Annotated in this window: 25 protein-coding genes; 17 read left to right on the top strand and 8 right to left on the bottom strand. The window is 72.1% G+C overall.

The window, feature by feature from the left end:
- Positions 1–7: 7 nt before the first annotated feature.
- The 3 genes from AB0B39_RS28850 to AB0B39_RS28840 are packed head-to-tail and all read right to left on the bottom strand — an operon-like array spanning position 8 to position 2,996.
- Positions 8–517 (bottom strand): aromatic-ring-hydroxylating dioxygenase subunit beta, encoded by a 510-nt coding sequence (locus AB0B39_RS28850; RefSeq protein ID WP_357575887.1) that lies wholly within the window; start codon positions 515–517, stop codon positions 8–10.
- Entirely contained in the window at positions 514–1,833 is a 1,320-nt protein-coding gene (locus tag AB0B39_RS28845) for an aromatic ring-hydroxylating dioxygenase subunit alpha (protein ID WP_357575886.1), read from the bottom strand. The genes AB0B39_RS28850 and AB0B39_RS28845 overlap by 4 nt, the downstream gene beginning before the upstream one ends.
- Positions 1,830–2,996, bottom strand: a complete 1,167-nt coding sequence (locus AB0B39_RS28840) for a glycosyltransferase (RefSeq protein WP_357575885.1) — start codon at positions 2,994–2,996, stop codon at positions 1,830–1,832. The genes AB0B39_RS28845 and AB0B39_RS28840 overlap by 4 nt, the downstream gene beginning before the upstream one ends.
- A gap of 649 nt (positions 2,997–3,645) precedes the next feature.
- On the opposite strand from AB0B39_RS28840, the gene argC reads away from it, so the two are divergent.
- From argC to argH, 8 genes are read left to right on the top strand one after another with little or no spacing between them, the layout of a single operon-like run.
- Positions 3,646–4,647 carry an N-acetyl-gamma-glutamyl-phosphate reductase gene (gene argC / locus AB0B39_RS28835; RefSeq protein WP_357497769.1) on the top strand — a complete coding sequence of 334 codons (1,002 nt, stop codon included), beginning with the start codon at positions 3,646–3,648 and terminating at the stop codon, positions 4,645–4,647.
- Between the two features lie 40 nt (positions 4,648–4,687).
- Positions 4,688–5,860, top strand: a complete 1,173-nt coding sequence (gene argJ / locus AB0B39_RS28830; RefSeq protein WP_357497771.1) for a bifunctional glutamate N-acetyltransferase/amino-acid acetyltransferase ArgJ — start codon at positions 4,688–4,690, stop codon at positions 5,858–5,860.
- Complete coding sequence (gene argB, locus AB0B39_RS28825) at positions 5,857–6,762, top strand: acetylglutamate kinase (RefSeq protein WP_357497773.1); 906 nt, start codon at positions 5,857–5,859, stop codon at positions 6,760–6,762. The genes argJ and argB overlap by 4 nt, the downstream gene beginning before the upstream one ends.
- Positions 6,759–8,009, top strand: coding sequence for an acetylornithine transaminase (locus tag AB0B39_RS28820; RefSeq protein ID WP_357575884.1), 1,251 nt, complete (start codon positions 6,759–6,761; stop codon positions 8,007–8,009). The genes argB and AB0B39_RS28820 overlap by 4 nt, the downstream gene beginning before the upstream one ends.
- The gene (argF, locus tag AB0B39_RS28815; RefSeq protein WP_357575883.1) at positions 8,006–8,941 is read left to right on the top strand and encodes an ornithine carbamoyltransferase; all 936 of its coding nucleotides are present in this window, start codon (positions 8,006–8,008) and stop codon (positions 8,939–8,941) included. Before AB0B39_RS28820 ends, argF begins: the two co-directional genes overlap by 4 nt.
- Positions 8,938–9,453 (top strand): arginine repressor, encoded by a 516-nt coding sequence (locus AB0B39_RS28810; RefSeq protein ID WP_234588813.1) that lies wholly within the window; start codon positions 8,938–8,940, stop codon positions 9,451–9,453. The genes argF and AB0B39_RS28810 overlap by 4 nt, the downstream gene beginning before the upstream one ends.
- Positions 9,450–10,652, top strand: coding sequence for an argininosuccinate synthase (locus tag AB0B39_RS28805; RefSeq protein ID WP_357575882.1), 1,203 nt, complete (start codon positions 9,450–9,452; stop codon positions 10,650–10,652). The genes AB0B39_RS28810 and AB0B39_RS28805 overlap by 4 nt, the downstream gene beginning before the upstream one ends.
- A gap of 17 nt (positions 10,653–10,669) precedes the next feature.
- Positions 10,670–12,133, top strand: coding sequence for an argininosuccinate lyase (gene argH / locus AB0B39_RS28800; RefSeq protein WP_357575926.1), 1,464 nt, complete (start codon positions 10,670–10,672; stop codon positions 12,131–12,133).
- Between the two features lie 43 nt (positions 12,134–12,176).
- Here the strand turns inward: argH and AB0B39_RS28795 are convergent, their stop codons facing one another.
- Together AB0B39_RS28795 and AB0B39_RS28790 are read right to left on the bottom strand one after the other, a co-directional pair.
- Positions 12,177–12,530 (bottom strand): MmcQ/YjbR family DNA-binding protein, encoded by a 354-nt coding sequence (locus tag AB0B39_RS28795; RefSeq protein WP_234588815.1) that lies wholly within the window; start codon positions 12,528–12,530, stop codon positions 12,177–12,179.
- A 193-nt stretch (positions 12,531–12,723) separates the two neighbouring features.
- Entirely contained in the window at positions 12,724–13,197 is a 474-nt protein-coding gene (locus AB0B39_RS28790) for a DNA-binding protein (RefSeq protein WP_357575881.1), read from the bottom strand.
- Between the two features lie 93 nt (positions 13,198–13,290).
- Here AB0B39_RS28790 and AB0B39_RS28785 point away from each other — a divergent pair, with 93 nt between their 5' ends.
- The 5 genes from AB0B39_RS28785 (at position 13,291) to AB0B39_RS28765 (ending at position 17,344) form a co-directional block, all read left to right on the top strand.
- Positions 13,291–13,932 (top strand): DNA-3-methyladenine glycosylase, encoded by a 642-nt coding sequence (locus AB0B39_RS28785; protein ID WP_357575880.1) that lies wholly within the window; start codon positions 13,291–13,293, stop codon positions 13,930–13,932.
- 89 nt (positions 13,933–14,021) lie between these two features.
- Positions 14,022–15,107 (top strand): exo-alpha-sialidase, encoded by a 1,086-nt coding sequence (locus tag AB0B39_RS28780; protein ID WP_357575879.1) that lies wholly within the window; start codon positions 14,022–14,024, stop codon positions 15,105–15,107.
- Positions 15,108–15,383, top strand: coding sequence for a ubiquitin-like small modifier protein 1 (locus tag AB0B39_RS28775; RefSeq protein ID WP_357575878.1), 276 nt, complete (start codon positions 15,108–15,110; stop codon positions 15,381–15,383). It begins immediately after the preceding gene.
- 123 nt (positions 15,384–15,506) lie between these two features.
- Positions 15,507–16,649: an LLM class flavin-dependent oxidoreductase gene (locus AB0B39_RS28770; RefSeq protein WP_357575877.1), complete on the top strand. Its 1,143-nt coding sequence runs from the start codon at positions 15,507–15,509 to the stop codon at positions 16,647–16,649.
- On the top strand, positions 16,646–17,344 hold the full coding sequence (locus AB0B39_RS28765; RefSeq protein ID WP_357575876.1) for an FMN reductase: 699 nt from the start codon (positions 16,646–16,648) through the stop codon (positions 17,342–17,344). Before AB0B39_RS28770 ends, AB0B39_RS28765 begins: the two co-directional genes overlap by 4 nt.
- Here the strand turns inward: AB0B39_RS28765 and AB0B39_RS28760 are convergent.
- Both AB0B39_RS28760 and AB0B39_RS28755 read right to left on the bottom strand, forming a co-directional pair.
- Positions 17,274–18,155: a universal stress protein gene (locus AB0B39_RS28760; protein WP_357575875.1), complete on the bottom strand. Its 882-nt coding sequence runs from the start codon at positions 18,153–18,155 to the stop codon at positions 17,274–17,276. The genes AB0B39_RS28765 and AB0B39_RS28760 overlap by 71 nt on opposite strands.
- A gap of 72 nt (positions 18,156–18,227) precedes the next feature.
- Positions 18,228–19,124 (bottom strand): universal stress protein, encoded by an 897-nt coding sequence (locus tag AB0B39_RS28755; protein WP_357575874.1) that lies wholly within the window; start codon positions 19,122–19,124, stop codon positions 18,228–18,230.
- 159 nt (positions 19,125–19,283) lie between these two features.
- Between AB0B39_RS28755 and AB0B39_RS28750 the strand changes: the two genes are divergently transcribed.
- From AB0B39_RS28750 to AB0B39_RS28740, 3 genes are all read left to right on the top strand, one after another.
- Positions 19,284–19,784: a GNAT family N-acetyltransferase gene (locus tag AB0B39_RS28750; protein WP_234588824.1), complete on the top strand. Its 501-nt coding sequence runs from the start codon at positions 19,284–19,286 to the stop codon at positions 19,782–19,784.
- A 9-nt stretch (positions 19,785–19,793) separates the two neighbouring features.
- Positions 19,794–20,435: a YgjV family protein gene (locus tag AB0B39_RS28745; RefSeq protein WP_234588825.1), complete on the top strand. Its 642-nt coding sequence runs from the start codon at positions 19,794–19,796 to the stop codon at positions 20,433–20,435.
- A gap of 127 nt (positions 20,436–20,562) precedes the next feature.
- Entirely contained in the window at positions 20,563–21,906 is a 1,344-nt protein-coding gene (locus AB0B39_RS28740) for a hemolysin family protein (protein ID WP_357497796.1), read from the top strand.
- 96 nt (positions 21,907–22,002) lie between these two features.
- On the opposite strand, the gene AB0B39_RS28735 is transcribed toward AB0B39_RS28740, so the two are convergent.
- On the bottom strand, positions 22,003–22,386 hold the full coding sequence (locus AB0B39_RS28735) for a PaaI family thioesterase (protein WP_234588831.1): 384 nt from the start codon (positions 22,384–22,386) through the stop codon (positions 22,003–22,005).
- 106 nt (positions 22,387–22,492) lie between these two features.
- Between AB0B39_RS28735 and tyrS the strand changes: the two genes are divergently transcribed.
- Positions 22,493–23,785 (top strand): tyrosine--tRNA ligase, encoded by a 1,293-nt coding sequence (gene tyrS, locus AB0B39_RS28730; protein WP_357575925.1) that lies wholly within the window; start codon positions 22,493–22,495, stop codon positions 23,783–23,785.
- The last annotated feature ends 579 nt before the right edge of the window (positions 23,786–24,364 follow it).

The following is a 24,364-nucleotide window of genomic DNA, read 5'->3' as shown; positions in this document are numbered from 1 at the left end:
AGGCCGGTCACAGGATGATGCTGAGCTTTCCATGCTCGACCAACGTCTCGTGGTCGAGCACCACGACCCGTCTCCGGATCCGGAACGACTCCCCGTCGACGACGAGCGCGAACCGGTACTTCCCGACGTACACGTCGGAGCGCCGGTGCCCGAACCGGTGGACGACGACATTCGCCACCACGTCGAGGTGCGTGCCCCGATCGATGAGCACCTCCACGTTGCTGATCATCCGATGCGTCCGCGAGCGGGGGTTCTCGCACCACACCTCACCGGCAAGGAGTTGTTCGACCCGCTGGCGCAGCCGGGCGGCGTCGTCGTCGATGAGCCCGAGCGCGTCGGCCTCGTCGCGTACGTCGGTGGCGGGGACCGAGTAGCGGATGTCGTCGGTCAGCATCTCGTCGTACCACTCGAGCAGGCGCCACTCATCGAGCAGCCGCGCCTCGCGGAAGAGGAACTGGCTCACCCGGTGCCACAACCGCACCTGGGCCGTGTCGTCGACAGTCAGCTCGATGGTCATCGCACCTCCACCCCTTGCCGCTGCGCCCGCTGAACGACCTCGGGGTGCTCGTCGTCGCCGTACATCAGCCGGTCCCACTGCCGCCAGAACTCACGGGCCGGAAGCTCGTCGGTCGTCTCCGGGACGGCCTTGTTCATGCCGCGGGACAGGTCCGAGTAGCGGACCGCGCGGTTGAGATAGCCCCGCTGACACGATTCGATGATCTCGATATCGTCGGGGGTGGCGAAGCCGGCGGGGCCGAGGAACGTCAGGTAGTGACTCTTGCGGAGCTCCCGGATGTCCGGATCCTCGTCTTTGGGGGCCAGGGCGACCGAGGTGATGGCCATCTGGCCGGCGCCGATCGGGTCGATCTTGCGGATGGTGATCGCGATCGCGTCGATGATCATCAGGTTGGGGAAGATCAGCAGCGCGCGGTTGGTGCCGGTGATCCGCTCGGCGCGTTCGGCACCGAACCGGTCGACGAACCGTGCGGCGGTCGCCTCGATCCGTGGCCGGACCTCGGCGCCGAACATCGGCGTCCAGTACGCGAGCGGGCGGGCCGCCGCCGGCGGTAGCTCGTTGGCGCCGTGGCCCCACCCGAGCGCGCGGCCGAAGCCGCCCCGACGTCGTGGCGGCACCGATCCCAGCGACTCCATGTAGCCGACGTAACGCTTGTGCAGGGCCCGGAAGTGGTAGATGTCGACGCTGTTCTCCATCATGAGCTTCCAGTTCGCCCGCGCCCCGTGCAGCTGCGCGCCCTGGATCACCTCCATCCCGACCTCGGACTGGTCGTCGATCAGATCGAGGTACTCCGTCGCGCCCGCCAGGTACTCGGTCAGGGTGCGCGGCTGCCGGGGGTCGAAGGTGACGAACACGAAGCCGCGGTAACCGTCGCTGCGGTGCTGCGCGAGGCCGAAGTCGGCCTTGCGGAAGCTCGGCCCGTACCCGTCCGGGATCGGAACCCCGACCAGGTCGCCCCGGTTGGAGAACGTCCAGTCGTGGTACGGGCACCGGAACGACCTGGCCCGCCCGGCCGGCTGCGAGCAGATCAGCGCCCCCCGGTGCGGGCAGCTGTTCGCGAACACCCGGATCACCCCGTCGGATCCGCGCGCCATGACCACCGGACGCCCGCCGACGTCACGCGCGACGTAGGAACCCGGCGCGGGAACCTCCGACTCGTGCCCGACGTACAACCAGCAACGGTCGAAGATCCTGGTCATCTCCCGTTCGGCCAGGTCGTCGTCGGTGTAGGCGCGGCGATCCACCCGGAACGAGAGGCGCTCGCGATCGTCGAGCACGATCGGGTCACCCACCGGCCACCGCAGTTCGGTACTCACCGCACGTCCTCTCGCCGTAGCGTCCTGACCGTGCCGACGACCAGCTCCGCCGTCCGTGCCGCGGAATCGCCGCACTCCGGCTGCGCGGCGCGCAGCCGCGCCCGGTAGCCCCGGGCCGGATCGAGCAGGTCGGTGACGGCGCCGGCGACCGCCTGCGCGGTGACACCGGCTGGCTCCAGCGCCGTCCCGAAGCCCGCCCTCTCCACGAAGTACGCCTGAATCGGCTGGTCCACGGCCAGCGGGATCACCAGCATCGGTGTCGCCGCCCGGATCGACTCCGCCACGGAGTTGTAACCGCCGTGGGTGACGAAGACGTCGGCGCGTTCCAGCACCGCACGTTGCGGCAGATATCCAGCGGTGAGCACGTCGTCGGGCAGGGCGAGTTCCGCGGCGAGATCGCCCACCGCGGCGATCACCTGCGCGCCGGTCGCCGCCGCGCCGGTGACGACCGTGCGCAGCAGGTCCGGCCGCCGGTAGAAGATCGTGCCGAAGGACACGTACACCAGCGGTCGGTCGGGGTCGATCCGATCCAGCGCCGGGAAGTCGACCTCGTCGCCGCGCGTCCCCGCCGCACCGGGCAGTCCCACCAGCCGCACACCGTCGTCAGTGACCGCGTCGGCCCGGACGAGGGCGGGAATCGTCGGCATCAGATTGAGAATCGGTGAACGCGCCGAATGGGTCCGGGTCGACCACCCCACCCCGTGCCGGGTCAGATACTCGCCGACCTGCTCGTCGTACGCCCAGCGGCCCCGTCGGTGCTCGCGCGGGCACACTCCCCCCAGGTTTGCCCAGATCATTCCGTACGGGATTCCGGAAGCCTCGGTGCCGACCATGGCCGACGCGGTGACCGGCAGCGAGTCGACGAGCACGAAATCCGCTGCCGTCGCGCGCAGCGCTTCACTCGTCTGTTTTGCCACCGGTGACGCCTGGAGCATCGGGCCGATGTTCGCCGGATCGCCGCTCCACGGCCCCATCTCGACCTGCCCGATCAGGTGGACCCGCGCCTTGCCGAGGGCTTGGCGGCGTTGCTCGTCGAGCACGCCCCCGTCGGCGGACAGCAACAACAGCGTGACCTCGCTTCCGGCGGCTCGGAGGGCGTTGACCACCGGAACGTACGGGTTGAGATGACCATGCTGCGTCGTGGTGAGAAGGGCGACGCGCATCAGCTCTCCGATCCATCGGGAAACGGCCGCAATCCGCCGCGGGCGGACGATAAGAGCCCTGCGGAGTGAAGGGAGCCATCGATTTGCAAAGCCTGCCCGGCGACACGATCGATGTCAATGCCTAGTGACTGCTTATCGTCTTTGACCGACGACCGGCAATGGGTTTCTCCGAGGTTGCGGAATGTTTGTCACCTGAGCGTTTAAGGTGAGTCTGAGTGGTTGGAGTGGCCGGTCTGTTTTCGGCTGTTGTGGACGGTCGATTCCGAGGCTCGGCGTCGATGGTGGTAAATGCCTTATACGGCGGAAAGGGTGAGAGGGGAAGTCGACGTGCAATCCGTGGCGACTACGGGAGCCTCCGCCCGTTCCGTTGCCGTTCCACGCCGGACCTGCTCGGTGTGCAGAGGGTGGGCGCCCAGGAGCGCGACCGGCTTGCGCCCGGCCCCACCAGGGGCTCGGGCGCCCGGTGCAGGCTCAACGTCTCGAATCCGGCCCAGAGTGCACCCCGGTGCGCCCGGTCCCGGCTCTGCCGGCGGCCCGAAGGAGCCGGAAGTAGGGGTCCCCCTGTTCATTAGCATGCACTACTCTGCATGAACTTGCACTCATGAGTCGTCCTTGTTAATCTTTCCTGCATAGTCATGCGGAGGTGAGTATGGGGATCCGAGTCGCGGTCGCCGGAGCGAGCGGGTACGCCGGAGGCGAGCTGCTGCGCCTGATCGCCGGGCACCCGGAGTTCGACCTGGTCGCCGCCACCGCGCACAGCCAGGCCGGGCACCGCGTCGACGTGGTCCACCCGCAGCTCACCGGGCTCGACCTGGTGCTCGGCGAGACCGACCCGTCGACCCTGGCCGACGCCGACCTGGTCTTCCTGGCGCTGCCGCACGGCCAGTCGGCGGCCCTCGCGGCCCAACTGCCGCCCGAGGTACGCATCGTCGACCTGGGCGCCGACCACCGGCTGGCCGACCCCTACGCCTGGGCGCAGTACTACGGCGGCACCCACGCCGGGCAGTGGACCTACGGGCTGCCCGAGCTGCCCGGCCAGCGGGAGCTGATCGCCAGCTCCACCCGGGTGGCGAACACCGGCTGCTACGCCGCCGCGATCACCCTGGCGCTCGCGCCGCTGATCGCCGACGGCGCGGCCAGCCCCGCCGACGTCGTGGTGGTCGCCGCCTCGGGCACGTCCGGCGCGGGCCGGGCGGCGAAGCCGCACCTGCTGGCCAGCGAGGTGCAGGGCGACCTGTCGCCGTACCGGGTCGGCACCCACCAGCACGTGCCCGAGATCAAGCAGGCGTCCGGGGCGACCGCTCTGTCGTTCACCCCGGTCCTCGCGCCGATGCCGCGCGGCATCCTGGCCACGGTCACCGCCGTGCCGGCGCGCGGCGTCGACCCGCAGCAGGTGCTGGCGCAGGCGTACGCGGACGCGCCGTTCGTGCACGTGCTGGCGGAGGGACGCTGGCCGCACACCGCCGCCACGCTGGGTTCCAACTCGTGTCACCTGCAGGCCACCGTCGACGTCGACTCGGGTCGCCTGATCGTGCTCAGCGCACTGGACAACCTCGGTAAGGGCGCGGCCGGCCAGGCCGTGCAGAACGCCAACCTGATGCTCGGCCTGCCGGAGACGACGGGCCTGTCGATCTGGGGAGTGAGCCCGTGAGCGCGAGGGGTGCAGCAGTCGCGACGGAAAGGCAGGCGCCGTGAGTGTCACGACCCCTCGGGGTTTCCGGGCGGCCGGGGTGGCCGCCGGTCTGAAGGCCAGCGGGGGCGCGGACGTCGCCCTGGTGGTCAACGACGGCCCGGACGCCGGTGTCGCCGGTGTCTTCACCACCAACCGGGTCAAGGCCGCTCCGGTGCGCTGGAGCCAGCAGGTCGTGCAGGGCGGTGTGGTCCGGGCGGTGGTGCTCAACTCCGGTGGCGCCAACGCCTGCACCGGCCCGGCCGGCTTCCAGGACACGCACGCCACGGCCGAGCACACCGCCTCCGCGTTGAGCGCGGTCAGCCCGCGGCTGCTCCTGGGCGCCGGTGAGGTGGCGGTCTGCTCCACCGGCCTGATCGGTGAGCGGTTGCCGATGTCGAAGCTGCTGCCCGGCGTCCGTACGGCCATCCGGGGTCTGTCGCGCGACGGCGGTCCGGCGGCCGCCGAAGCGATCATGACGACCGACACCCGGCCGAAGACCACTGTGGCGCGGGGCAGCGGTTGGACGGTAGGCGGGATGGCCAAGGGCGCCGGGATGCTCGCGCCGGGGATGGCCACCATGCTCTGCGTGCTCACCACCGACGCGGTGGCCGGGCCGGCGGCGTTGGACGAGGCGCTGCGCGCGGCCACCCGGGTGACCTTCGACCGGGTCGACTCCGACGGTTGCATGTCCACCAACGACACGGTGCTGCTGCTGTCCAGTGGCGCGAGCGGCATCGAGCCCACCCCGGCCGAGCTGGCCGCCGCGGTCACGACGGCCTGCCACGACCTCGCCCAGCAGCTCATCGCCGACGCCGAGGGTGCCACCAAGCAGGTCGCCATCGACGTGGTCGGCGCCGCCGACGAGGACGACGCGGTCGAGGTCGGCCGCTCGGTGGCCCGCAACAACCTGGTCAAGACCGCGCTGTTCGGCAACGACCCCAACTGGGGCCGGATCCTCGCCGCCGTGGGCACCACCGCCGCCGCGTTCGAGCCGGACGAGGTGGACGTCGCGGTCAACGGAGTGTGGGTGTGCCGGGGTGGCGCCGCCGCCGAGGACCGCTCGAAGGTCGACCTCACCGGGCGGGACGTGACGATCCGCATCGATCTGCACGCCGGTGACGCGGTGGCGACGATCTGGACCAACGACCTGTCCCACGCGTACGTGCACGAGAATTCGGCGTACTCAACATGAGTCTCAGCGGTGATCTCACCCGCGCCCAGGTCAAGGCGGAGACGCTGATCGAGGCGTTGCCCTGGTTGGCGCGGTTCTCCGGCTCCACCGTGGTGGTCAAGTACGGCGGCAACGCCATGACCGAGCCGGCGCTGCAACGGGCGTTCGCGGCCGACATGGTGTTCCTGCGCTACGCCGGTCTCAAGCCCGTCGTGGTGCACGGCGGCGGCCCGCAGATCTCGGCCATGCTGGGCCGGCTCGGCATCGCCAGCGAGTTCCGGGGTGGCCTGCGGGTGACGACCGCCGAGGCGATGGACGTGGTCCGGATGGTGCTGGTCGGGCAGGTGGGCCGGGAGCTGGTCGGGTTGATCAACTCGCACGGTCCGTTCGCCGTCGGGCTCTCCGGCGAGGACGCGCGGCTGTTCACGGCGGTGCGCCGCCCGGCGTACGTGGACGGGCTGCCGGTCGACGTCGGGCAGGTCGGCGACGTCGAGTCGGTGGACGTGTCCGCGGTGACCGACCTCATCGACGCCGGCCGGATCCCGGTGATCTCCACCGTCGCGCCGGACGCGGACGGGGTCCTGCACAACCTCAACGCGGACACCGCCGCCGCCGCCCTCGCCGTCGCGTTGCGGGCCCGCAAGCTGGTTGTGCTCACCGACGTGGCCGGCCTGTACGCGGACTGGCCGGACACCACCAGCCTGGTCTCCGAGATCACCGCGGACGACCTGGCGAAGCTGCTGCCCAGTCTCGAGTCGGGGATGGTGCCCAAGATGGAGGCCTGTCTGCGGGCGGTGCGCGGGGGTGTGCCCGCCGCGCACGTCGTCGACGGCCGGGTGGCGCACTCCACGCTGCTGGAGGTCTTCACCTCGGAAGGGTTCGGAACGATGGTGGTGCTTCAGGACGGGATGGTCGGGGCATGAGCAGTCTGGCGCAACGGTGGACGCAGTCCATGATGGACAACTACGGCACGCCGCCGCTGGCGCTGGTCTCCGGCGCGGGCGCCGTGGTGGTCGACGACACGGGCCGCGAATACCTGGACCTGGTCGGCGGGATCGCGGTCAACGCCCTCGGTCACGCCCACCCGGCGGTGGTGGCTGCGGTGTCCCGGCAGGTCGCGACGCTCGGGCACGTCTCCAACCTCTACATCGCCGAGCCGCCGGTCGCCCTCGCGGAGCTGCTGCTGGCGCTCGCCGGCCGGCCCGGCCGGGTCTTCTTCGCCAACTCCGGCGCGGAGGCGAACGAGGCCGCGTTCAAGCTGTCCCGGCGCACCGGGCGCAGCCACGTGGTCGCCACCAACGGGGCCTTTCACGGTCGCACCATGGGTGCCCTCGCGCTGACCGGTCAGCCCGCCAAGGCCGACCCGTTCCGGCCGCTGCCCGGCGAGGTGACCCACGTCGACTTCGGCGACGTCGCCGCCCTCGAGGAGGCGGTCACCGACGCCACCGCCATGGTCATCCTGGAGCCCATCCAGGGCGAGAACGGTGTGGTCGTCCCGCCGGCCGGCTACCTGTCGGCAGCGCGGCGGATCGCCGACCGGCACGGCGCGCTGCTGGTGCTCGACGAGGTGCAGACCGGCATCGGCCGCACCGGGCACTGGTTCGCCCACCAGGCCGAGGGCGTGGAGCCCGATGTGGTGACCCTGGCCAAGGGGTTGGGTGGCGGGCTGCCGCTCGGTGCGACGCTGGCCTTCGGCCGTGCCGCCGACCTGCTCACCCCCGGCTCGCACGGCACCACCTTCGGCGGCAACCCGGTGAGCTGCGCCGCCGCGCTCGCCGTGGTGGCCACGATCGCCAACGAGGGGTTGCTGGACCACGTCAAGCGCGTCGGCGAACGGCTGCGTCGGGGCGTCGAGGCGCTGGGCCATCCGCTGATCGACGGCGTACGCGGGGCCGGGCTGCTGCTCGGCGTGACCCTCACCGCGCCGGTGGGGCCGGTGCTCGCCGAGACGCTGCGCGACGCCGGTTTCCTGGTCAACGCGGTGCAGCCGGGGGTACTCCGGCTCGCTCCGCCGCTGATCCTCACCGCCGACCAGGTCGACGCCTTCCTCGCCGCGCTCCCGGCGGCCCTGGACGCGACGGCCGCCGGCAGCGACCGGACGCCGGCCACCACGACGACGCCGGCCACCTCCACGACGCCGACCACCACCACGACGGGAACGACCGCATGATCCGGCATTTTCTGCGCGACGACGACCTCTCGCCCGCCGAGCAGTCCAGCGTGCTCGACCTGGCGGCGCGGATGAAGGCCGACCGCTTCGGCCACCAGCCGCTGGCTGGCCCCCGCTCGGTGGCGGTGCTGTTCGACAAGCAGAGCCTGCGGACCCGGATCTCGTTCGACGCCGGCATCGCCGAGCTGGGCGGGCATCCCCTGGTCGTGGACACCCAGGTCACCCACTTCGGGCGGGGCGAGACGCTCGCCGACGCGGGCCGGGTGCTGTCGCGCTACGTCGCGGCGATCGTCCTGCGCACGCACGGCGACGACCGGATCGCCGAGGTGGCGAGCGGCGCGAGCGTCCCGGTGATCAACGCGCTCACCGACGGTTTCCACCCCTGCCAGCTGCTGGCCGACCTGCTCACCATCTCCGAGCGGTGCGGTGGCACGGCCGGCCGCACCCTCACCTACGTGGGCGACGGCGCCAACAACATGGCGCAGTCGTACCTGCTGGCCGGTGCGACGGCCGGGATGCACGTGCGGATCGCCGGCCCGGCCGGGTTCGCGCCGGACGAGGCGGTGGTGCGGCAGGCCGCCGGGATCGCCGCCGGCACAGGCGGCTCGGTACGGGTGCTGACCGACCCGGCCCAGGCGGTCCGCGACGCCGACGTGCTGGCCACCGACACGTGGACGTCGATGGGCCAGGAGGCCGACGGACTGGACCGGGTCACCCCGTTCCTGCCGTACCAGGTCAACAAGGAGCTGCTCGGCCAGGCCGCACCGGACGCGATAGTGCTGCACTGCCTGCCCGCCCACCGGGGTGAGGAGATCACCGACGAGGTGCTGGACGGCCCGCAGAGCGCGGTCTTCGACCAGGCGGAGAACCGGCTGCACGCCCAGAAGGCGCTGCTGACGTTCCTGCTCGCGGCGTCCGGGACGACGCGATGACCGCCCCGCTGACCCGCGCCGCCCGGCACGCCCGGATCGTGGAGCTGATCCGGGACCGGCCCGTGCGCTCGCAGACCGAGCTGGCCGACCTGCTCGCCGCCGACGGCGTCGGGGTCACCCAGGCCACCCTCTCGCGCGATCTGGAGGAGCTGGGCGCGGTGAAGGTGCGCGGCGGTGACGGCCCGGCCGTCTACCTGATCCCCGAGGACGGAAAGCGGCCGCTGCGCGATGCCGAGGCGGCGCCGGCCCGGCTGGTGCGGTTGCTGCGCGAACTGCTCAACGGGGTGGACGCCAGCGGCAACATCGCCGTGCTGCGCACCCCGCCGGGCGCGGCCCAGTACCTGGCCAGCGCGTTGGACCGGGCGGGCCTGCCCGAGATCGTCGGCACCATCGCCGGCGACGACACCATCCTCGTCGTGGCCCGCGAGGCCGTCGGTGGGGCCGCGCTCGGTGACAAGCTCGCCGGCTGGGCCCGCCGGGACGACACCGTTGAAGGGAACACCACGTCATGACCGAGCGGGTCGTCCTCGCGTACTCCGGGGGGTTGGACACCTCCGTGGCGATTCCCTACCTGGCCGAGCAGACCGGCGCCGAGGTGATCGCGGTGGCGGTCGACGTCGGGCAGGGCGGTGAGGACCTCGACGCGATCCGGCAGCGCGCCCTGGACTGCGGCGCCGCCGAGTCCGAGGTCGTCGACGCGCGCGACGAGTTCGCCGCGGACTACTGCGTGCCGGCGATCCGGGCGAACGCCCTCTACATGGACCGCTACCCGCTGGTGTCGGCGCTGTCCCGGCCGCTGATCGTCAAGCACCTGGTGGCGGCCGCGCGCAAGCACGGCGGGACGATCGTGTCGCACGGCTGCACCGGCAAGGGCAACGACCAGGTCCGGTTCGAGGTGGGCCTGGGCGCGCTCGCCCCCGAGCTGAAGATCATCGCCCCGGCCCGCGACTTCGCCTGGACGCGGGACAAGGCGATCGCGTTCGCCGAGGAGAAGGGGCTGCCGATCGACGTGTCGGCGAAGTCCCCGTACTCGATCGACCAGAACCTGTGGGGCCGCGCGGTGGAGACGGGTTTCCTGGAGGACATCTGGAACGCCCCGATCGAGGACCTCTACTCGTACACCGCCGACCCGGCGGAGCCCCGCGACGCCGACGAAATCGTGATCACCTTCGACGGCGGCGTGCCGGTGGCGATCGACGGTGAGACAGTCACCCCGTACCAGGCGATCCTGGAGCTGAACCGGCGCGCGGGCGCCCAGGGCGTGGGCCGGCTCGACATGGTCGAGGACCGCCTCGTGGGCATCAAGAGCCGCGAGGTGTACGAGGCGCCCGGCGCGATCGCGCTGATCACCGCCCATCAGGAGCTGGAGGCGGTGACCGTCGAGCGGGACCTGGCCCGGTTCAAGAAGAGCGTGGACCAGCGCTGGGGTGAGCTGGTGTACGACGGCCTGTGGTTCTCGCCGTTGAAGGACTCGTTGGACGCGTTCATCGACGACGCGCAGCGGCACGTCAGCGGCGAGGTGCGGCTGACGCTGCACGGCGGCCGGGCCACCGTCACCGGCCGGCGCTCCGACGAGGGCCTGTACGACTTCGGGCTGGCCACCTACGACACCGGCGACACCTTCGACCAGACCCTCGCGAAGGGCTTCGTGCAGCTGTGGGGCCTTCCGAGTCGGATGTCCGCGGCCCGCGACGCCCGGCTGGGTGGCTGACGACCATGGGGACCACAATGGGCGGCGTGGACGACAAGAGCCTCACCGAGAACAGCGCCGGCACCAACCGGACGAGCCTGTGGGGTGGCCGGTTCGCCGGCGGCCCCGCGGAGGCGCTCGCCCGACTGTCGGTGAGCGTGCAGTTCGACTGGCGCCTGGCCCCGTACGACATCGCCGGTTCCCGGGCGCACGCCCGGGTCCTGGCCGGCGCCGGCCTGCTCGACCCGGAGGAACTGGGACGGATCCTGGCGGCCCTGGACGACCTGGAGGCGGCCTGCGCCTCGGGGGCGTTCCGGCCCACGGTCGACGACGAGGACGTGCACACCGCGCTGGAGCGGGGCCTGTTGGAGCGCCTGGGCAGCCTCGGCGGCAAGCTGCGCGCCGGCCGGTCCCGCAACGACCAGGTCGCCACGGACCTGCGGCTCTACCTGCGCGACCACGCGCGGGGGGTGGCCAGTCGCCTCGTCGAGCTGGCCGAGGCGTTGGTCGAGCAGGCCGAGCGGCACATCGACACCGCCGCGCCCGGCATGACCCACCTGCAGCACGCCCAGCCGGTCACCTTCGGGCACTGGCTGCTCGCCCACGTGCAGCCGCTGCTGCGGGACCTGGAGCGGCTGCGCGACTGGGACCACCGGGCGGCGATCAGCCCGCTCGGCGCGGGCGCCCTCGCCGGGTCCGGGCTTCCGTTGGACCCGGTGGCGGTGGCCAAGGAACTGGGCTTCCGGACGTCGTTCGCCAACTCGATGGACGCGGTCGCCGACCGGGACTTCGTGGCGGAGTTCCTGTTCACCACCGCGCTGATCGGGGTGCACCTGTCCCGTCTCGGCGAGGAGGTGGTGCTCTGGACCTCGCACGAGTTCGGTTGGGTGGAGCTGGACGACGCCTTCGCGACCGGTTCGTCGATCATGCCGCAGAAGAAGAACGCGGACATCGCCGAGCTGGCCCGGGGCAAGTCCGGGCGGCTGGTCGGCGGCCTGATGACGGTGCTGACCATGCTCAAGGGCCTGCCGATGACGTACGACCGGGACATGCAGGAGGACAAGGAGCCCGCGTTCGACGCGGTCGACACCCTGGAGCTGCTGCTGCCGGCCCTGGCGGGGATGATCTCCACGATGACGGTCCGGGTGGACCGTCTCGTCGCCGCCGCCCCGGTCGGCTTCTCCCTCGCGACCGAGGTCGCCGACTGGCTGGTCCGGCGCAACGTGCCGTTCCGCGACGCGCACGAGATCACCGGCCGGCTGGTGGCGCTCTGCGCGGCCCGCGAGTGCGAGTTGGAGGACGTCTCCGACGCCGACCTGGCCGCGGTCAGCGAACACCTCAACCCGTCGGTGCGCGACGTGCTGTCGGTGCGGTCGGCGCTCGCGGCCCGGACCACCCCCGGCTCGACCGGCCCCGGCCCGGTCGCCGACCAGCTCGCCGCCGCGGCGGACCGGCTGGCCGGCTGGCGGGACTGGGCCACCGAGCGGGTCGTACCCCGCTGAGGTCGCCGTGGCGTCGGCGCCAGCCGCCGGCGCCACTGTCGGTTCAGGCCGTCGGGCGCTCCCGCTTGGGGAGCTTCGCCACCACCATGTCGTACGACGCGTCGACCGCCTCGGTCAGCTCGTCGCCGTCGATCCCGCCGTCGAGGCGCAACGTGTTCCAGCCGGACCGGCCGATGTAGGCCATCGGGCGGGCGTCGTCGGGATGGCGGTGCAGCCACTCGTCGGCGATCTCCCGGGTCTGGCCGCACTTGATGCCGACAGTGGGTTTTCCGTCGCCGTTGCCGAGGAACGCGAAGATCCGGCTGCCCACCTTCACCACCTCGTCGCCCTCCCACGGCCGGTCCAGCCACGCTCCCGGCTTCGCCAGGCAGTACGTCAGCATCTCCGCGCGGTCCATGGGTGCCTCCTCGTCGTGCGCACAGTCTGCCCGCCCGGGCGCCCGCAGGCACGCCCTCGCCGATCTTGCACTTTCGGTCACCGAATCGTGAGGTATGCCCCTTATGCCGCGACAGAAAGTGCAAGATCGCGGGGTGGTTGCCGATCGACGGGGCGCGACGGTGTTGTCGTGGTTCGGTTGCGCGTCGCGGTCATTACTTCGCTGTTCGGGCGTGGTCTGGTGATTCGGGCGCCTCGTGCGGGTTGGGTGTCGGCTCAGCGGAGCGGGCGGCCACCCGTTCGTAGCGTTGGCGGGCGGCCTGCGCGCTGCCCAGTCCCAGCCCGTACGCGATGGACTGCCAGGTCAGCCCCCGGTCGCGGGCCAGCGTCAGCAGCCCGGCCTCCAGGGCGTCCAGCTCGGCGCGCACGTGCGGCAGCAGGGTCAGCGCGGCGGTGAGGTCGGCGGCGTCCACCGGTTCCTCGGTGGGCTCCCGCTCGGCGCCGCCGGCGGCGAGGGCGGTGACCAGGGCCACCGCCTCCCACGGGTCCAGCACGTACGGGTGGGCCCAGCGTCCTCGCCGGGCATCGGAGCCCGCGTGGCGTTCGCTGATGCGATGCAGCGCCTCGTGGGTGCGGTGGGCGCGGGCCCGGGCCGGGTCGGGCGCGCTGAACAGCTCCTCGGTCGTCATGCTCCGAGCACACCCCATCAACGCAACATTGTCAACAGATTGTTGAAGCTCGGCGACGGGATGACCAGGATGTGGCCTGGGTACCGTTCGGGCATGGACGTCCTTCCGGATGATCACGCCGCCAACCCGGACCTCGGCGCGCTCGCGGACCTGCTCGCGGGTCCACTGCTGCCGGCCGCGCGGGGCCTGCTGGGCTGCCGGCTGTCCGCCGGCGGGGTCACCGTCCGGATCACCGAGGTCGAGGCGTACGCCGGCACGGCAGGTGACCCGGCCTCGCACGCCCACCGGGGCCGCACCGCCCGCAACGTCGTGATGTTCGGTCCTGCCGGGCACGCCTACGTCTACTTCACCTACGGCATGCACTGGTGCATGAACGTGGTCACCGGGTTCGAGGGGGAGGCCGCCGCCGTGCTGCTGCGCGCCGGTGAGGTAGTCGAGGGCCTGGACGCCGCGCGGGCCCGCCGGCCGGCGGTACGGCGGGACGTGGACCTGGCCCGGGGCCCGGCCCGGCTCTGCGCCACGCTCGGCATCGACCGCGCGGCGTACGGCGCGTACCTGCTCGGCGACGGCCCGGTCCGGTTGCGTCCGCCGGTCCGGCCGGTGGCGGCCGAGGCGGTGGTGGCGGGACCCCGGGTCGGCGTGACCGGCGCGCACGATCTGCCCTGGCGGTTCTGGCTCGACGGTGATCCGACGGTCAGCGCGTACCGGCGCCACGTGCCCCGCGTCCGGCGCTGAGGGCGGCTCCCGGCGTGTGGCCGTCAGGGTCTGTCGGGGGATGTGGCCATAATCACCCCACCTGCCCACCGACGGCTCGGAGGACCTCCATGGCAACGCTGCTCGCGATCGGCACCGCGAAGGGGTTGTTCCTCGCCACCAGCACCGACGACCGGCGCACCTGGGAGGTCAGCGGTCCGCACCACCCGCGCACGAGCGTCTACGCGGTGGCGATCGCCACCCGCCCCGGCACCCCGCGGCTGCTCGCCGGGGTGACCAGCTCACACTTCGGCCCCAGCGTCGCGACAAGCGACGACCTCGGCGCGTCCTGGGACGAGCCCGACCATGCGCCTGTCGCCTTCCCGGCCGACACCGGCGCGAGCCTGGGGCGGGTCTGGCAGCTGACGCCGGGTGGCGCCGACGAGCCGGACGTGGTCTGGGCCGGCACCGAGCCGTCGGCGCTGTTCCGCTCCACCGACGGTGGCCGCAGCTTCGAGCTGGTCCGCGCCCTCTGGGACCACCCGCACCGCCCGCACTGGCAGGCCGGGTTCGGTGGCCAGGCGGTGCACACGGTGCTGCCCCACCCGCGCGACCCGGCCCGGGTGCTGGTCGCCATGTCCACCGGCGGCGTCTACCGTTCGCAGGACGCCGGGGCGAGCTGGGCCCCGGGCAACGTGGGCATCCGCGCCGCCGGCCTGGCCGACGAGTGGCCGGAGTTCGGCCAGTGCGTGCACAAGGTCGCGCGGGACGCCGGCAACCCCGAGCGGCTGTACGCGCAGAACCACTTCGGTGTCTACCGCTCCGACGACGACGGCCGCACCTGGTCGTCGATCGCCGACGGGCTGCCCAGCGACTTCGGCTTCCCGATGGTGTCGCACCCCGGGCGGCCCGGCATGGTGTGGACGTTCCCGCTGGTGGCCGACGTCGAGCGGTTCCCCACCGACCACCGCTGCCGGGTGTACCGCTCCGCCGACGCCGGTGACAAGTGGGAGCCGCTGTCGGTGGGCCTGCCCGAGGGCCCGTTCTATCCAGCGGTGCTGCGCGACGCGATGTGCGCCGACGACGCCACACCGGGAGGCGTCTACTTCGGCACCCGCTCCGGCGAGGTCTACGCCAGCCGGGACGAGGGCGACTCCTGGTCGCAGGTGGCCGCGCACCTGCCCGACGTGCTGTGCGTCCGGGCGGCGGTGGTCTGAGTGGTCACCGTGCTGTTGCCCGGCCCGCTGCGCGGCGAGGCCGGCGGCGCCAGCCGGCTCAGTGTCGACGCCTGCGGCACGCTGGGCGCGGTCCTCGACGAGCTCGCCGCCGATCATCCCCGGCTGGCTCGGCGGATCCGCGACGAGCGCGGCGAGCTGCGCCGGTACGTCAACGTCTACGTCGACGGGGAGGACTGCCGGCACTCCGGCGGGCTGGCCACGCCGGTCGGGAAGGGCGCCCAGGTGCAGGTGCTTCCCTCGGTCGCCGGGGGCTGATTCCCGAGGGTGACCGGCGCCACTGCCAGACCGGCCGCCGACGGAATAGTTGACTCGTCAAATAAGTTGTGAGCTGCGTCCGGGTACCACGACGGCACCCGGTTGACACGCGAGGAGCTGGTCATGCAGTTCGGAGTCTTCACCGTCGGTGACGTCACGGTCGATCCGACCACCGGTCGGGAGCCGACCGAGCATGAGCGGATCAAGGCGATGGTCGCCATCGCACGCAAGGCCGAAGAGGTCGGGCTCGACGTCTTCGCCACCGGTGAGCACCACAACCCGCCGTTCGTCCCGTCGTCCCCGACCACCATGCTCGGTCACATCGCGGCCCGCACCGAACGGCTGCTGCTGTCCACCGCGACCACGCTGATCACCACCAACGACCCGGTGAAGATCGCCGAGGACTACGCGATGCTCCAGCACCTGTCCGACGGCCGGGTGGACCTGATGATGGGTCGCGGCAACACCGGCCCGGTGTACCCGTGGTTCGGCAAGGACATCCGCGCCGGCATCCCCCTCGCGATCGAGAACTACGACCTGCTGCACCGGCTGTGGCGCGAGGACGTGGTCGACTGGAAGGGCAAGTACCGCACCCCGCTGCAGTCCTTCACCTCGACGCCCCGCCCGCTCGACGGCGTGCCGCCGTTCGTCTGGCACGGCTCGATCCGCAGCCCCGAGATCGCCGAGCAGGCCGCGTACTACGGCGACGGTTTCTTCGCCAACCACATCTTCTGGCCGAAGGAGCACACCCAGCGGATGGTCGGGCTCTACCGCCAGCGGTACGCGCACTACGGCCACGGCACCGCCGACCAGGCCATCGTCGGCCTCGGCGGCCAGGTGTTCATGCGGCGCAACTCGCAGGACGCGGTCCGGGAGTTCCGGCCGTACTTCGACAACGCCCCGGTCTACGGGCACGGGCCGTCGCTGGAGGAGTTCACCCGGGAGACCCCGCTGACCGTGGGCAGCCCGCAGCAGGTCATCGACCGCACGCTCGGCTTCCGCGAGTACGTCGGTGACTACCAGCGGCAGCTGTTCCTGATGGACCACGCGGGCCTGCCCCTCAAGACGGTGCTGGAGCAGCTCGACCTGCTCGGCGAGGAGGTCGTGCCGGTGCTGCGCAAGGAGTTCGCCGCCCTGCGCCCGGCGCACGTGCCGGACGCGCCCACGCACGCCTCGCTCGTCGCCGCCGCCGGTGGCGCGAAGGACAGCACCGTGCACGCCGTCGACGACGTGACGGGCAAGGCGCCGGAGGGGGCGACCCGATGACCCGCCGTACGCTCGCCGTGGTCTCGGCGGGGCTGAGTCAGCCCTCGTCCACCCGACTGCTCGCCGACCAGCTCGCCGGGGCGACCCGCGACGAGCTGGTCCGGCGGGGCGCCGAGGTGGAGCTGCGGGTCGTCGACCTGCGCGAGTACGCCCACGACGTGGTGAACAACATGCTCACCGGGTTCCCGCCGGCCGCGCTGCGCGAGGCCATCGACGCGGTGACCGGTGCGGACGGCATCATCGCCGTCACGCCGATCTTCAACGCGTCGTACAACGGGCTGTTCAAGTCCTTCTTCGACGTGCTGGAGGCCGAGTCGCTCGTCGACCGGCCGGTGCTCATCGGGGCCACCGGCGGCACCGCCCGGCACTCCCTCGCCCTGGAGCACGCCCTGCGCCCGATGTTCAGCTACCTGCGGGCGGTGGTGGTCCCGACATCGGTCTTCGCCGCCCCGGAGGACTGGTCCGGTGGCACCATCGACGGCGCCCTGCGCGGCCGCATCCGTCGCGCCGCAGGCGAGCTGGCCGACCAGGTCGAGCGCCGGCTGCCCGCCAGCGGCCCCGCCGACCCGTTCGCCCTCACCACCGACTTCCTGCAGATGCTCGGCGGGGGCGACGACGCTCCGGTCACCTCGGCGGGTCGTACGGATGCGCGACCAGCACCGGGCAGCGCGCGTGCTGAATCGCAGCCTGGCTGACCGAGCCGAGCAGCAGACCGGTGAACCCGTGCCGGCCCCGGGTGCCCACGACCAGCAGCGACGCCGTGCCGCTCGCCTCGATGAGCCCCTGGGCCGCGCCGGCCGCCCGGATCGGATGCTCCCGCACCACCAGATCGGGGTGCTCGGCCCGGACGGCCGCGGACGCCTCGGCCAACAGCCGCACCGCCTCCGCCTGGTACGCGGCCTGCGCCTCGTCGACCTCGTCCGGCAGCGGCCGGCCCCCGTCCAGCGGGCTGACATGCACGAGCACCAGCGGGACGTCTCGTAGCGCCGCCTCGGTGGCGCCGTAGCCCACGGCCAGCCGGGACGATTCGGACCCGTCCACGCCGACCAGCACCGGCGCGTCCGCGTCGATCGGCTGCTCGTCCGGTCGGATCACCAGGACCGGGCAGTGCGCGTGCGCGGCCACCTGCGCGCCGACCGAACCGAGCAGCAGACCCGTGAACCCGCCCAGACCGCGGCTGCCCACCACGACGAGATCCGCCCGTCGTGACTCCTCGACCATCGTCGCGCCGGGGCCGCCGGCGACCTGACGGGCCTCGACGTCGAGGCCGGGCCACCTGTCGACCAGGTCGGCCGCCGTCTTCTCCAACATCTGGCGCGACTCCTCGGTGGGCGCCGGCACCCCGAGGTCGTACGGGTTGAGGGGCACGCCGTAGCCGAGCGGGTGCAGGTAACCGTGCACCAGGAGCAGCGGCCGGGAGCGGAGCAGGGCGGCGCGGGCCCCGTGCTCCGCGGCGACGAGGCTGGACGGCGATCCGTCCACACCCACCACGACAGGTCGGTTCATCGGCTCTCCCAGGGTCGGTCGACTCATTGTCTGCGGCGCGGGGCCGGCGGTGGCGCCGAACGCGCCAGCCGGTCAGTGCCCGCCTTCCTCGCGGTGGTGCCGGACGATCGCCAGCGGACCGTGCGACTGGTGCAGGACCGCGTGGCTCACCGAGCCGAGCAGCATGCCGGCCAGGGTGCCCCGGCCGTGCCCGCCGACCACGGTGAGCTGGGCGGTGGCCGATTCGCGGACCAGCACCGACGCCGCCGCGCCGTACGCCACGTGGTGCCGCACCGGCACGTCCGGGTACCGCTGCGACCACCCCGCGAGGGACTCGGCGAGCACCCGCTCCTCGTCTTCGGCAAGCGTCTCGACGCCGTACGCCAGCGGCAGGATGTCGCCCGGCATGGTGGGGGTGGGGGTGATCCAGGCGTGTACGGCCACGAGTTCGGCGCCTCGCAGCGAGGCCTCCTCGAAGGCGAAGCCCAGCGTCTGCGCGGACAGGTCCGAACCGTCGACGCCGACCACCACCGGCCCGTCGGCCCGGACCTCGCCCTTGACGACCAGCACCGGGCAGTCCACGCGGGCGCAGACCTGCACGGCCACCGAGCCCATCAGCAGCTCCGCGAAGCCATCGAGTCCCCGGCTGCCGAGCACCAGCAGCGCCGCGTCCCGGGATTCGCGCAGCAGGACCGGCGTGGCCGGGCCGTCGACGACCGCGGCGGTGACGGCGAGGTCGGAGGCGGTCTTGTGGGCCTCGGTCACGGCGTCGGCGACGATCTGTTCGGCCTGCTCGCGAAGTCCGGCGTCGAGCACCGGGCCCTGCACGGGAATCAGCGGCATGTCGTAGAGCGGCCAGACGAACGCGTGCACCACTCGCAGTGGGCGGCCGCGGGTGGCGGCCTCGCGGGCGGCGACCCGCACCGCGTCCAGCGCCGTCGTCGAACCGTCCACCGCCACCACCACGGGGGCACCAGATCTGATGGTCATCACGTCCTCCTTCGTCCGTCTTCATCCTCATCCGGCGGCATCCGCGGGATCAGAGGCGGACGGCGGCCGCCGGGGGGCCGTTGGGCCCGTCCATCCGGCCTCTGGCCCCCACGGCGCGGGGGTCGCGACACTGTCGCAGTCGCTGCGTACCCTCGCCGGATGACCTCCGACGTGCGGCTGCGGCCGGTCCACGAGGACGATCTCGTGGAGTTCTTCCTGCACCAGCAGGACCCCGAGGCCAACCGGATGGCCGCGTTCGGCCCCAAGGACCCGTCCGACCACCGCGAGTTCGCCCGGCACTGGGCCCGGGTGCTCACCAACCCGGCGAACCGGGTCCGCACCGTCGAGGCCGACGGCGAGGTGGTCGGCTACGTCAGCGCCTTCCCGGTCGACGACCAGACCGAGGTCAGCTACTGGATCGACCCGGCCCGCTGGGGCCGGGGCCACGCCACCGCGGCCCTCGCCGCCCTGCTGCGCGAGCTGCCCCGGCCGGTGCACGCCCGCGCCGCCAAGGACAACGCCGCCTCCCTCGCGGTGCTGCGCAAGTGCGGGTTCGTGGTGGTCGGCGAGGATTCGGGGTACGCCAACGGCCGCGGCGCCGAGGTGCAGGAGTGGCTGCTGGAGCTGCCCGCCGACGCCCCTGACCTGGGCGGGCACTAGTCTCGCGGGGTGAACTGGTTGGATCTGGTCGGCTGGGCCGGCTCCGCGGTGCTGGTGTGGTCGCTGTTGCAGTCGCGCATCCTGCGGCTGCGCGCGCTCAACCTCGTCGGCTGCGTCGTGCTGATCGGCTACAACGCCGCTCTCGAGGTCTGGCCCATGGTGGGGCTCAACATCGTCCTCGCGGTGATCAACATCTGGTACCTGCGGGGGATGCTCGCGACCCGCCACGACGAGCAGACCTACCAGGTGGTGGAGGTCGGCGTCGGCGACCAGTTCCTGGCGCACACGCTGCGGATCCACGCACCGGACATCGCCCGGTTCAACCCCGACTTCCACTGGGATCCGGCCGCCGCCGACCGGTCGGCCTTCCTCGTGGTCACCGCTGACGAGGTGGTCGGGGTGGTGCTGTCGCACGCCGAGGCGCGCGGGGTCGCCCAGATCGACCTGGACTACGTGACCCCGAAGTTCCGCGACTTCACCCCCGGCGAGTTCGTCTACCGACGCAGCCGCCTCTTCACCGAGCGGGGCTTCCACCGGGTGGTCAGCCCGCCGGGCATGGTCGCTCCCTACTACCACCGGCTCGGCTTCCGCCCCCAGGGCGACTCGTACGTCCTCGACCTGCCCGCGTCACCGGCCACCGATTCCGCGTAGCGTCACCCGAGCAGGATTCGGCCAAGGCCGCACGGGGCACAGAAGCGCGTACGCCGGGCGGGCTCACCGACCGGCGGGCGCCGTGCGTACTCGCCGGTGCCACCACCTCCGAGGGAGCGAACCGGGCGTGCAGAGCTACGGGAGCCAACTGGCCCTGGTCGGGATCCTGGTCGTCATCAACGCGCTCTTCGCCGGCAGTGAGATGGCGCTGGTGTCGCTGCGGGACAGCCAGATCCAGCGGTTGGAGCGCACCAGCCGGGCGGGGCGGGTGCTGGCCCGGCTCGCCAAGGACCCGAACCGCTTCCTGGCCACCATCCAGATCGGCATCACCCTCGCCGGCTTCCTGGCCTCCGCCGCCGCGGCCGTCTCCCTGGCCAAGCCCCTCGTCCCGCTGCTCGGGATGTTCGGGAGCGCCGCCGAGACGGTGGCGATCGTGGTGGTGACCCTCGCGCTGACCTTCGTCACCCTCGTCTTCGGCGAGCTGGCCCCCAAGCGGATCGCCATGCAGTCCGCCGAGCGGTGGGCACTGCTGGTGGCCCGCCCGCTCGACCTGCTCGCCAGTCTCACCCGCCCGGCCGTCTGGGCCCTCGGCGCCACCAGCGACCTGGTCGTACGCCTGTTCGGGCTCAACCCGAAGCACCAGCCGGAGGAGATCGGCCCGGACGAGCTGCGCGACATCGTCGCCGGCAACCACGGCTTCACCAAGGAGCAGCGCACGATCATCGCGGGCGCCGTGGAGATCGCCGACCGGCGGTTGCGGGCTGTGCTCGTACCCCGGTTGCAGGTGTTCACGCTCGACAGCGGGACCACCGCGGAGGCCGCGCGGCTCGTGCTGGCCGCCACCGGGCACTCCCGGGCGCCGGTGGTGCGCCACGGCGGCCTGGACGACACCGCCGGTGTGATCCACCTGCGTGACCTGGTCGGCGTGCCCGACGACCGGCCGGTCGACGAGATCGCCCGCCCGCCGATGCTGCTGCCCGACTCGCTGCCGGTCGTGGACGCGTTGCGCCAGTTCAAGGCCGAGCGGCAGCACATCGCGCTGGTCGTGGACGAGCGCGGCGCGGTCGACGGCATCGTGACGCTGGAGGACATCCTGGAGGAGATCGTCGGGGAGATCTACGACGAGACCGACCGGGACGGCTACTCGGTGCGTCGCGAGCCGGACGGCGCGGTGGTGCTGCCCGGCACGTTCCCGGTGCACGACCTTCCGGACATCGGCGTCGAGCTGCCCTCGCGCCCGGCCGGTGACTACACCACAGTCGCCGGGCTGGTGCTGGCCCGCCTCGGGCACATCCCCACCGTCGCCGGGGAGGACGTCACCCTGGACGGCTGGGTGCTGACGGTGGCCGGCATCGACCACCGGGCCATCACCGAGGTACGCGTGAGCCGGGTCCCCGCCGAGGACGGCGACGACAACGGTGACGACGCCGACCAGTCGATCGAGCCGTTGCTGGACGAGGCCCGCAGCTGAGCACCCGTCGGGCGAGCGAGCGCACCACGCCGCCCGCCGCGCAGGCTGTGGGGTCGGCGTGGTGATCGCCGGGGTCGCCGCGGCCGGGCCCGACGGTCAGTCGCGGGACAGGTTCTGCAGCCGGACCTGACCCCGGGCGACCAACCGCTCGTCGGCGTCGCTGATCTCCACCTGCCAGAGCTGCTGGCTGCGACCCCGGTGCACCGGGGTGCCGACCGCCCGCAGCTCGCCGTCCCGGACGGCCCGCAGGAAGTCGGTCTGGTTCGACACGCCGACCACCGTGCCCCGGTCGGCCAGCCAGAGCGACCCCCCGACGCTGGCCGCGGTCTCCACCACCGAGCAGTACACCCCGCCGTGCTGGATGCCGAACGGCTGGTGCAGCTCCGGGCGGACCTGCCAGCTGATGACGACCCGGTCGGCGGTCGCCTCCTCGAACTTCAGGCCGAGCAGGGCGACGAAACCACCCGTCAGATCCGGCATCTCCACGGCGAAACCCTCCTCGATCAACGGGGCGCAAGCCTAACCGGAGCGGGTTGCGCCAAACCCGGTACGGGTCGGTGCCGGCGATGGGGGAGAATCGGTGACCGTGACCGACAGCAGCCTCCCGCCGCCGACGCGGTACTCCCTGACCGACGACCTGCTCTGGCGTGGCCTGATCCAGGACTCGACAGGCCTCGACGAGCTGCGCGAGCTGCTCGACGGCGGGGAGGCCACCACCTATTACGTGGGCTTCGACCCCACCGCGCAGAGCCTGCACGTCGGCTCGCTCATGCAGGTCACCACTGCCCGCCGTCTGCAACTCGCGGGTCACCGCCCGTTGCTCCTGGTGGGCGGGGCGACCGGGCAGATCGGCGACCCGAAGGAGAGCGCCGAGCGGACGCTCAACCCGCCTGAGGTGATCGCCGGCTGGGTCGAGCGGATCCGCGAGCAGCTCGCGCCCTTCGTGTCGTACACGGGTGAGAACGCGGCGCAGCTGGTCAACAACCTGGACTGGACCGGCGAGATGTCAGTCGTCGAGTTCCTCCGCGACGTGGGCAAGCACTTCCCGGTCAACAAGATGCTCGCCCGGGAGGTGGTGCGCGCGCGGCTGGAGACGGGGATCAGCTTCACCGAGTTCAGCTACCAGCTGCTGCAGGCCAACGACTTCTTCGAGCTGCACCGCCGGCACGGCTGCCAACTTCAGTTCGGTGGGTCCGACCAGTGGGGCAACATCACCGCCGGCGTCGACTACGTCCGGCGCCGGGGTGCGGGGCCGGTCCAGGCGTTCACCACGCCGCTGGTCACCAAGGCCGACGGCACGAAGTTCGGCAAGACCGAGGGCGGCGCCGTCTGGCTCGATCCCACCCTGACCAGCCCGTACGCCTTCTACCAGTTCTGGCTCAACGTCGACGATCGGGAGGTCGACCGCTACCTGCGGTACTTCAGCTTCCGCTCCCGCGACGAGCTGGAGGAGCTGGCGAAGGCGACGGCCGAGCGGCCGGCGGCCCGGCTGGCCCAGCGGGCGCTGGCCGAGGAGCTGACCACCCTGGTGCACGGCCCCGAGGAGACCCGGCAGGCGGTCGCCGCCAGCCAGGCGCTGTTCGGGCGCGGTTCGCTGGACGATCTGGCCCCGGAGACGCTGCGCGCGGCGCTGACCGAGGCCGGTCTGGTGCGGATCCCTGGCGAGCTGCCGGATGTGGCGGGCCTCTTGCGGGACTCCGGGCTGGTGACGGGGCTCAAGGAGGCGCGGCGCGTGATCGCCGAGGGCGGTGCCTACGTGAACAACAACCGGGTGACCGAGGTGGACGCCACGGTGTCCACGGACGACCTGCTGCACGGTCGGTACCTGGTGCTGCGCCGGGGGAAGCGGTCGTTCGCAGGCGTTGAGCTGGGCGAATAGTCGGTTGTCGACGATGTGACGGGGGACGCGTCCGGCTGATTTGACGATCATCGGGCCGGACGCGTAACTTTCTCTCTGCCAGCGCGGACCGGACGAAACAGGCGAAAGCCTGAAGCGGCCGGAGCGCGGCGACGACCTCGGGGTCGGGCTGGTTCGCCGGCCGGATCCCGCCGGGTGGTGCCCACGGAAACGCCGCGAGGCGGATTTGGTGCGGCGGAACCGACCGGGTAAGGTAGTTAGCCGGCAGGGAAACGGGCGAGCAAGCGGGAAACCGCTGCGGCCGGCCTGCCACCACCGTGACGAGAGCGGCGCAAGCCGGTCGAGACATGGTGCCCGCAACACGGTAGAAAGCACGACGAACCGCGAAACACCGGTTTGACACGGCAGAAACCAGCGGGTAACGTAGTAAAAGTGCCTGGCGCTGGAAAGCGCTGAGCACCGGAACGAAAAGCCCCGGGATGGTGGCCCACTGGTTGGGTCTTCTGATCGGTGTGTGGTTGTTCTTTGAGAACTCAACAGGGTGCTTGTAAAGCCAGTGCCAATTATGATTTATACCCCGGACTGGTCGAATCTTTGTGG

The organism is Micromonospora sp. NPDC049114 (assembly GCF_040648635.1).
Classification (GTDB): Bacteria; Actinomycetota; Actinomycetes; order Mycobacteriales; family Micromonosporaceae; genus Micromonospora.
The sequence above is the reverse complement of the archived record's forward strand: the minus strand, read 5'-3'. Positions and strand labels throughout refer to the sequence as shown.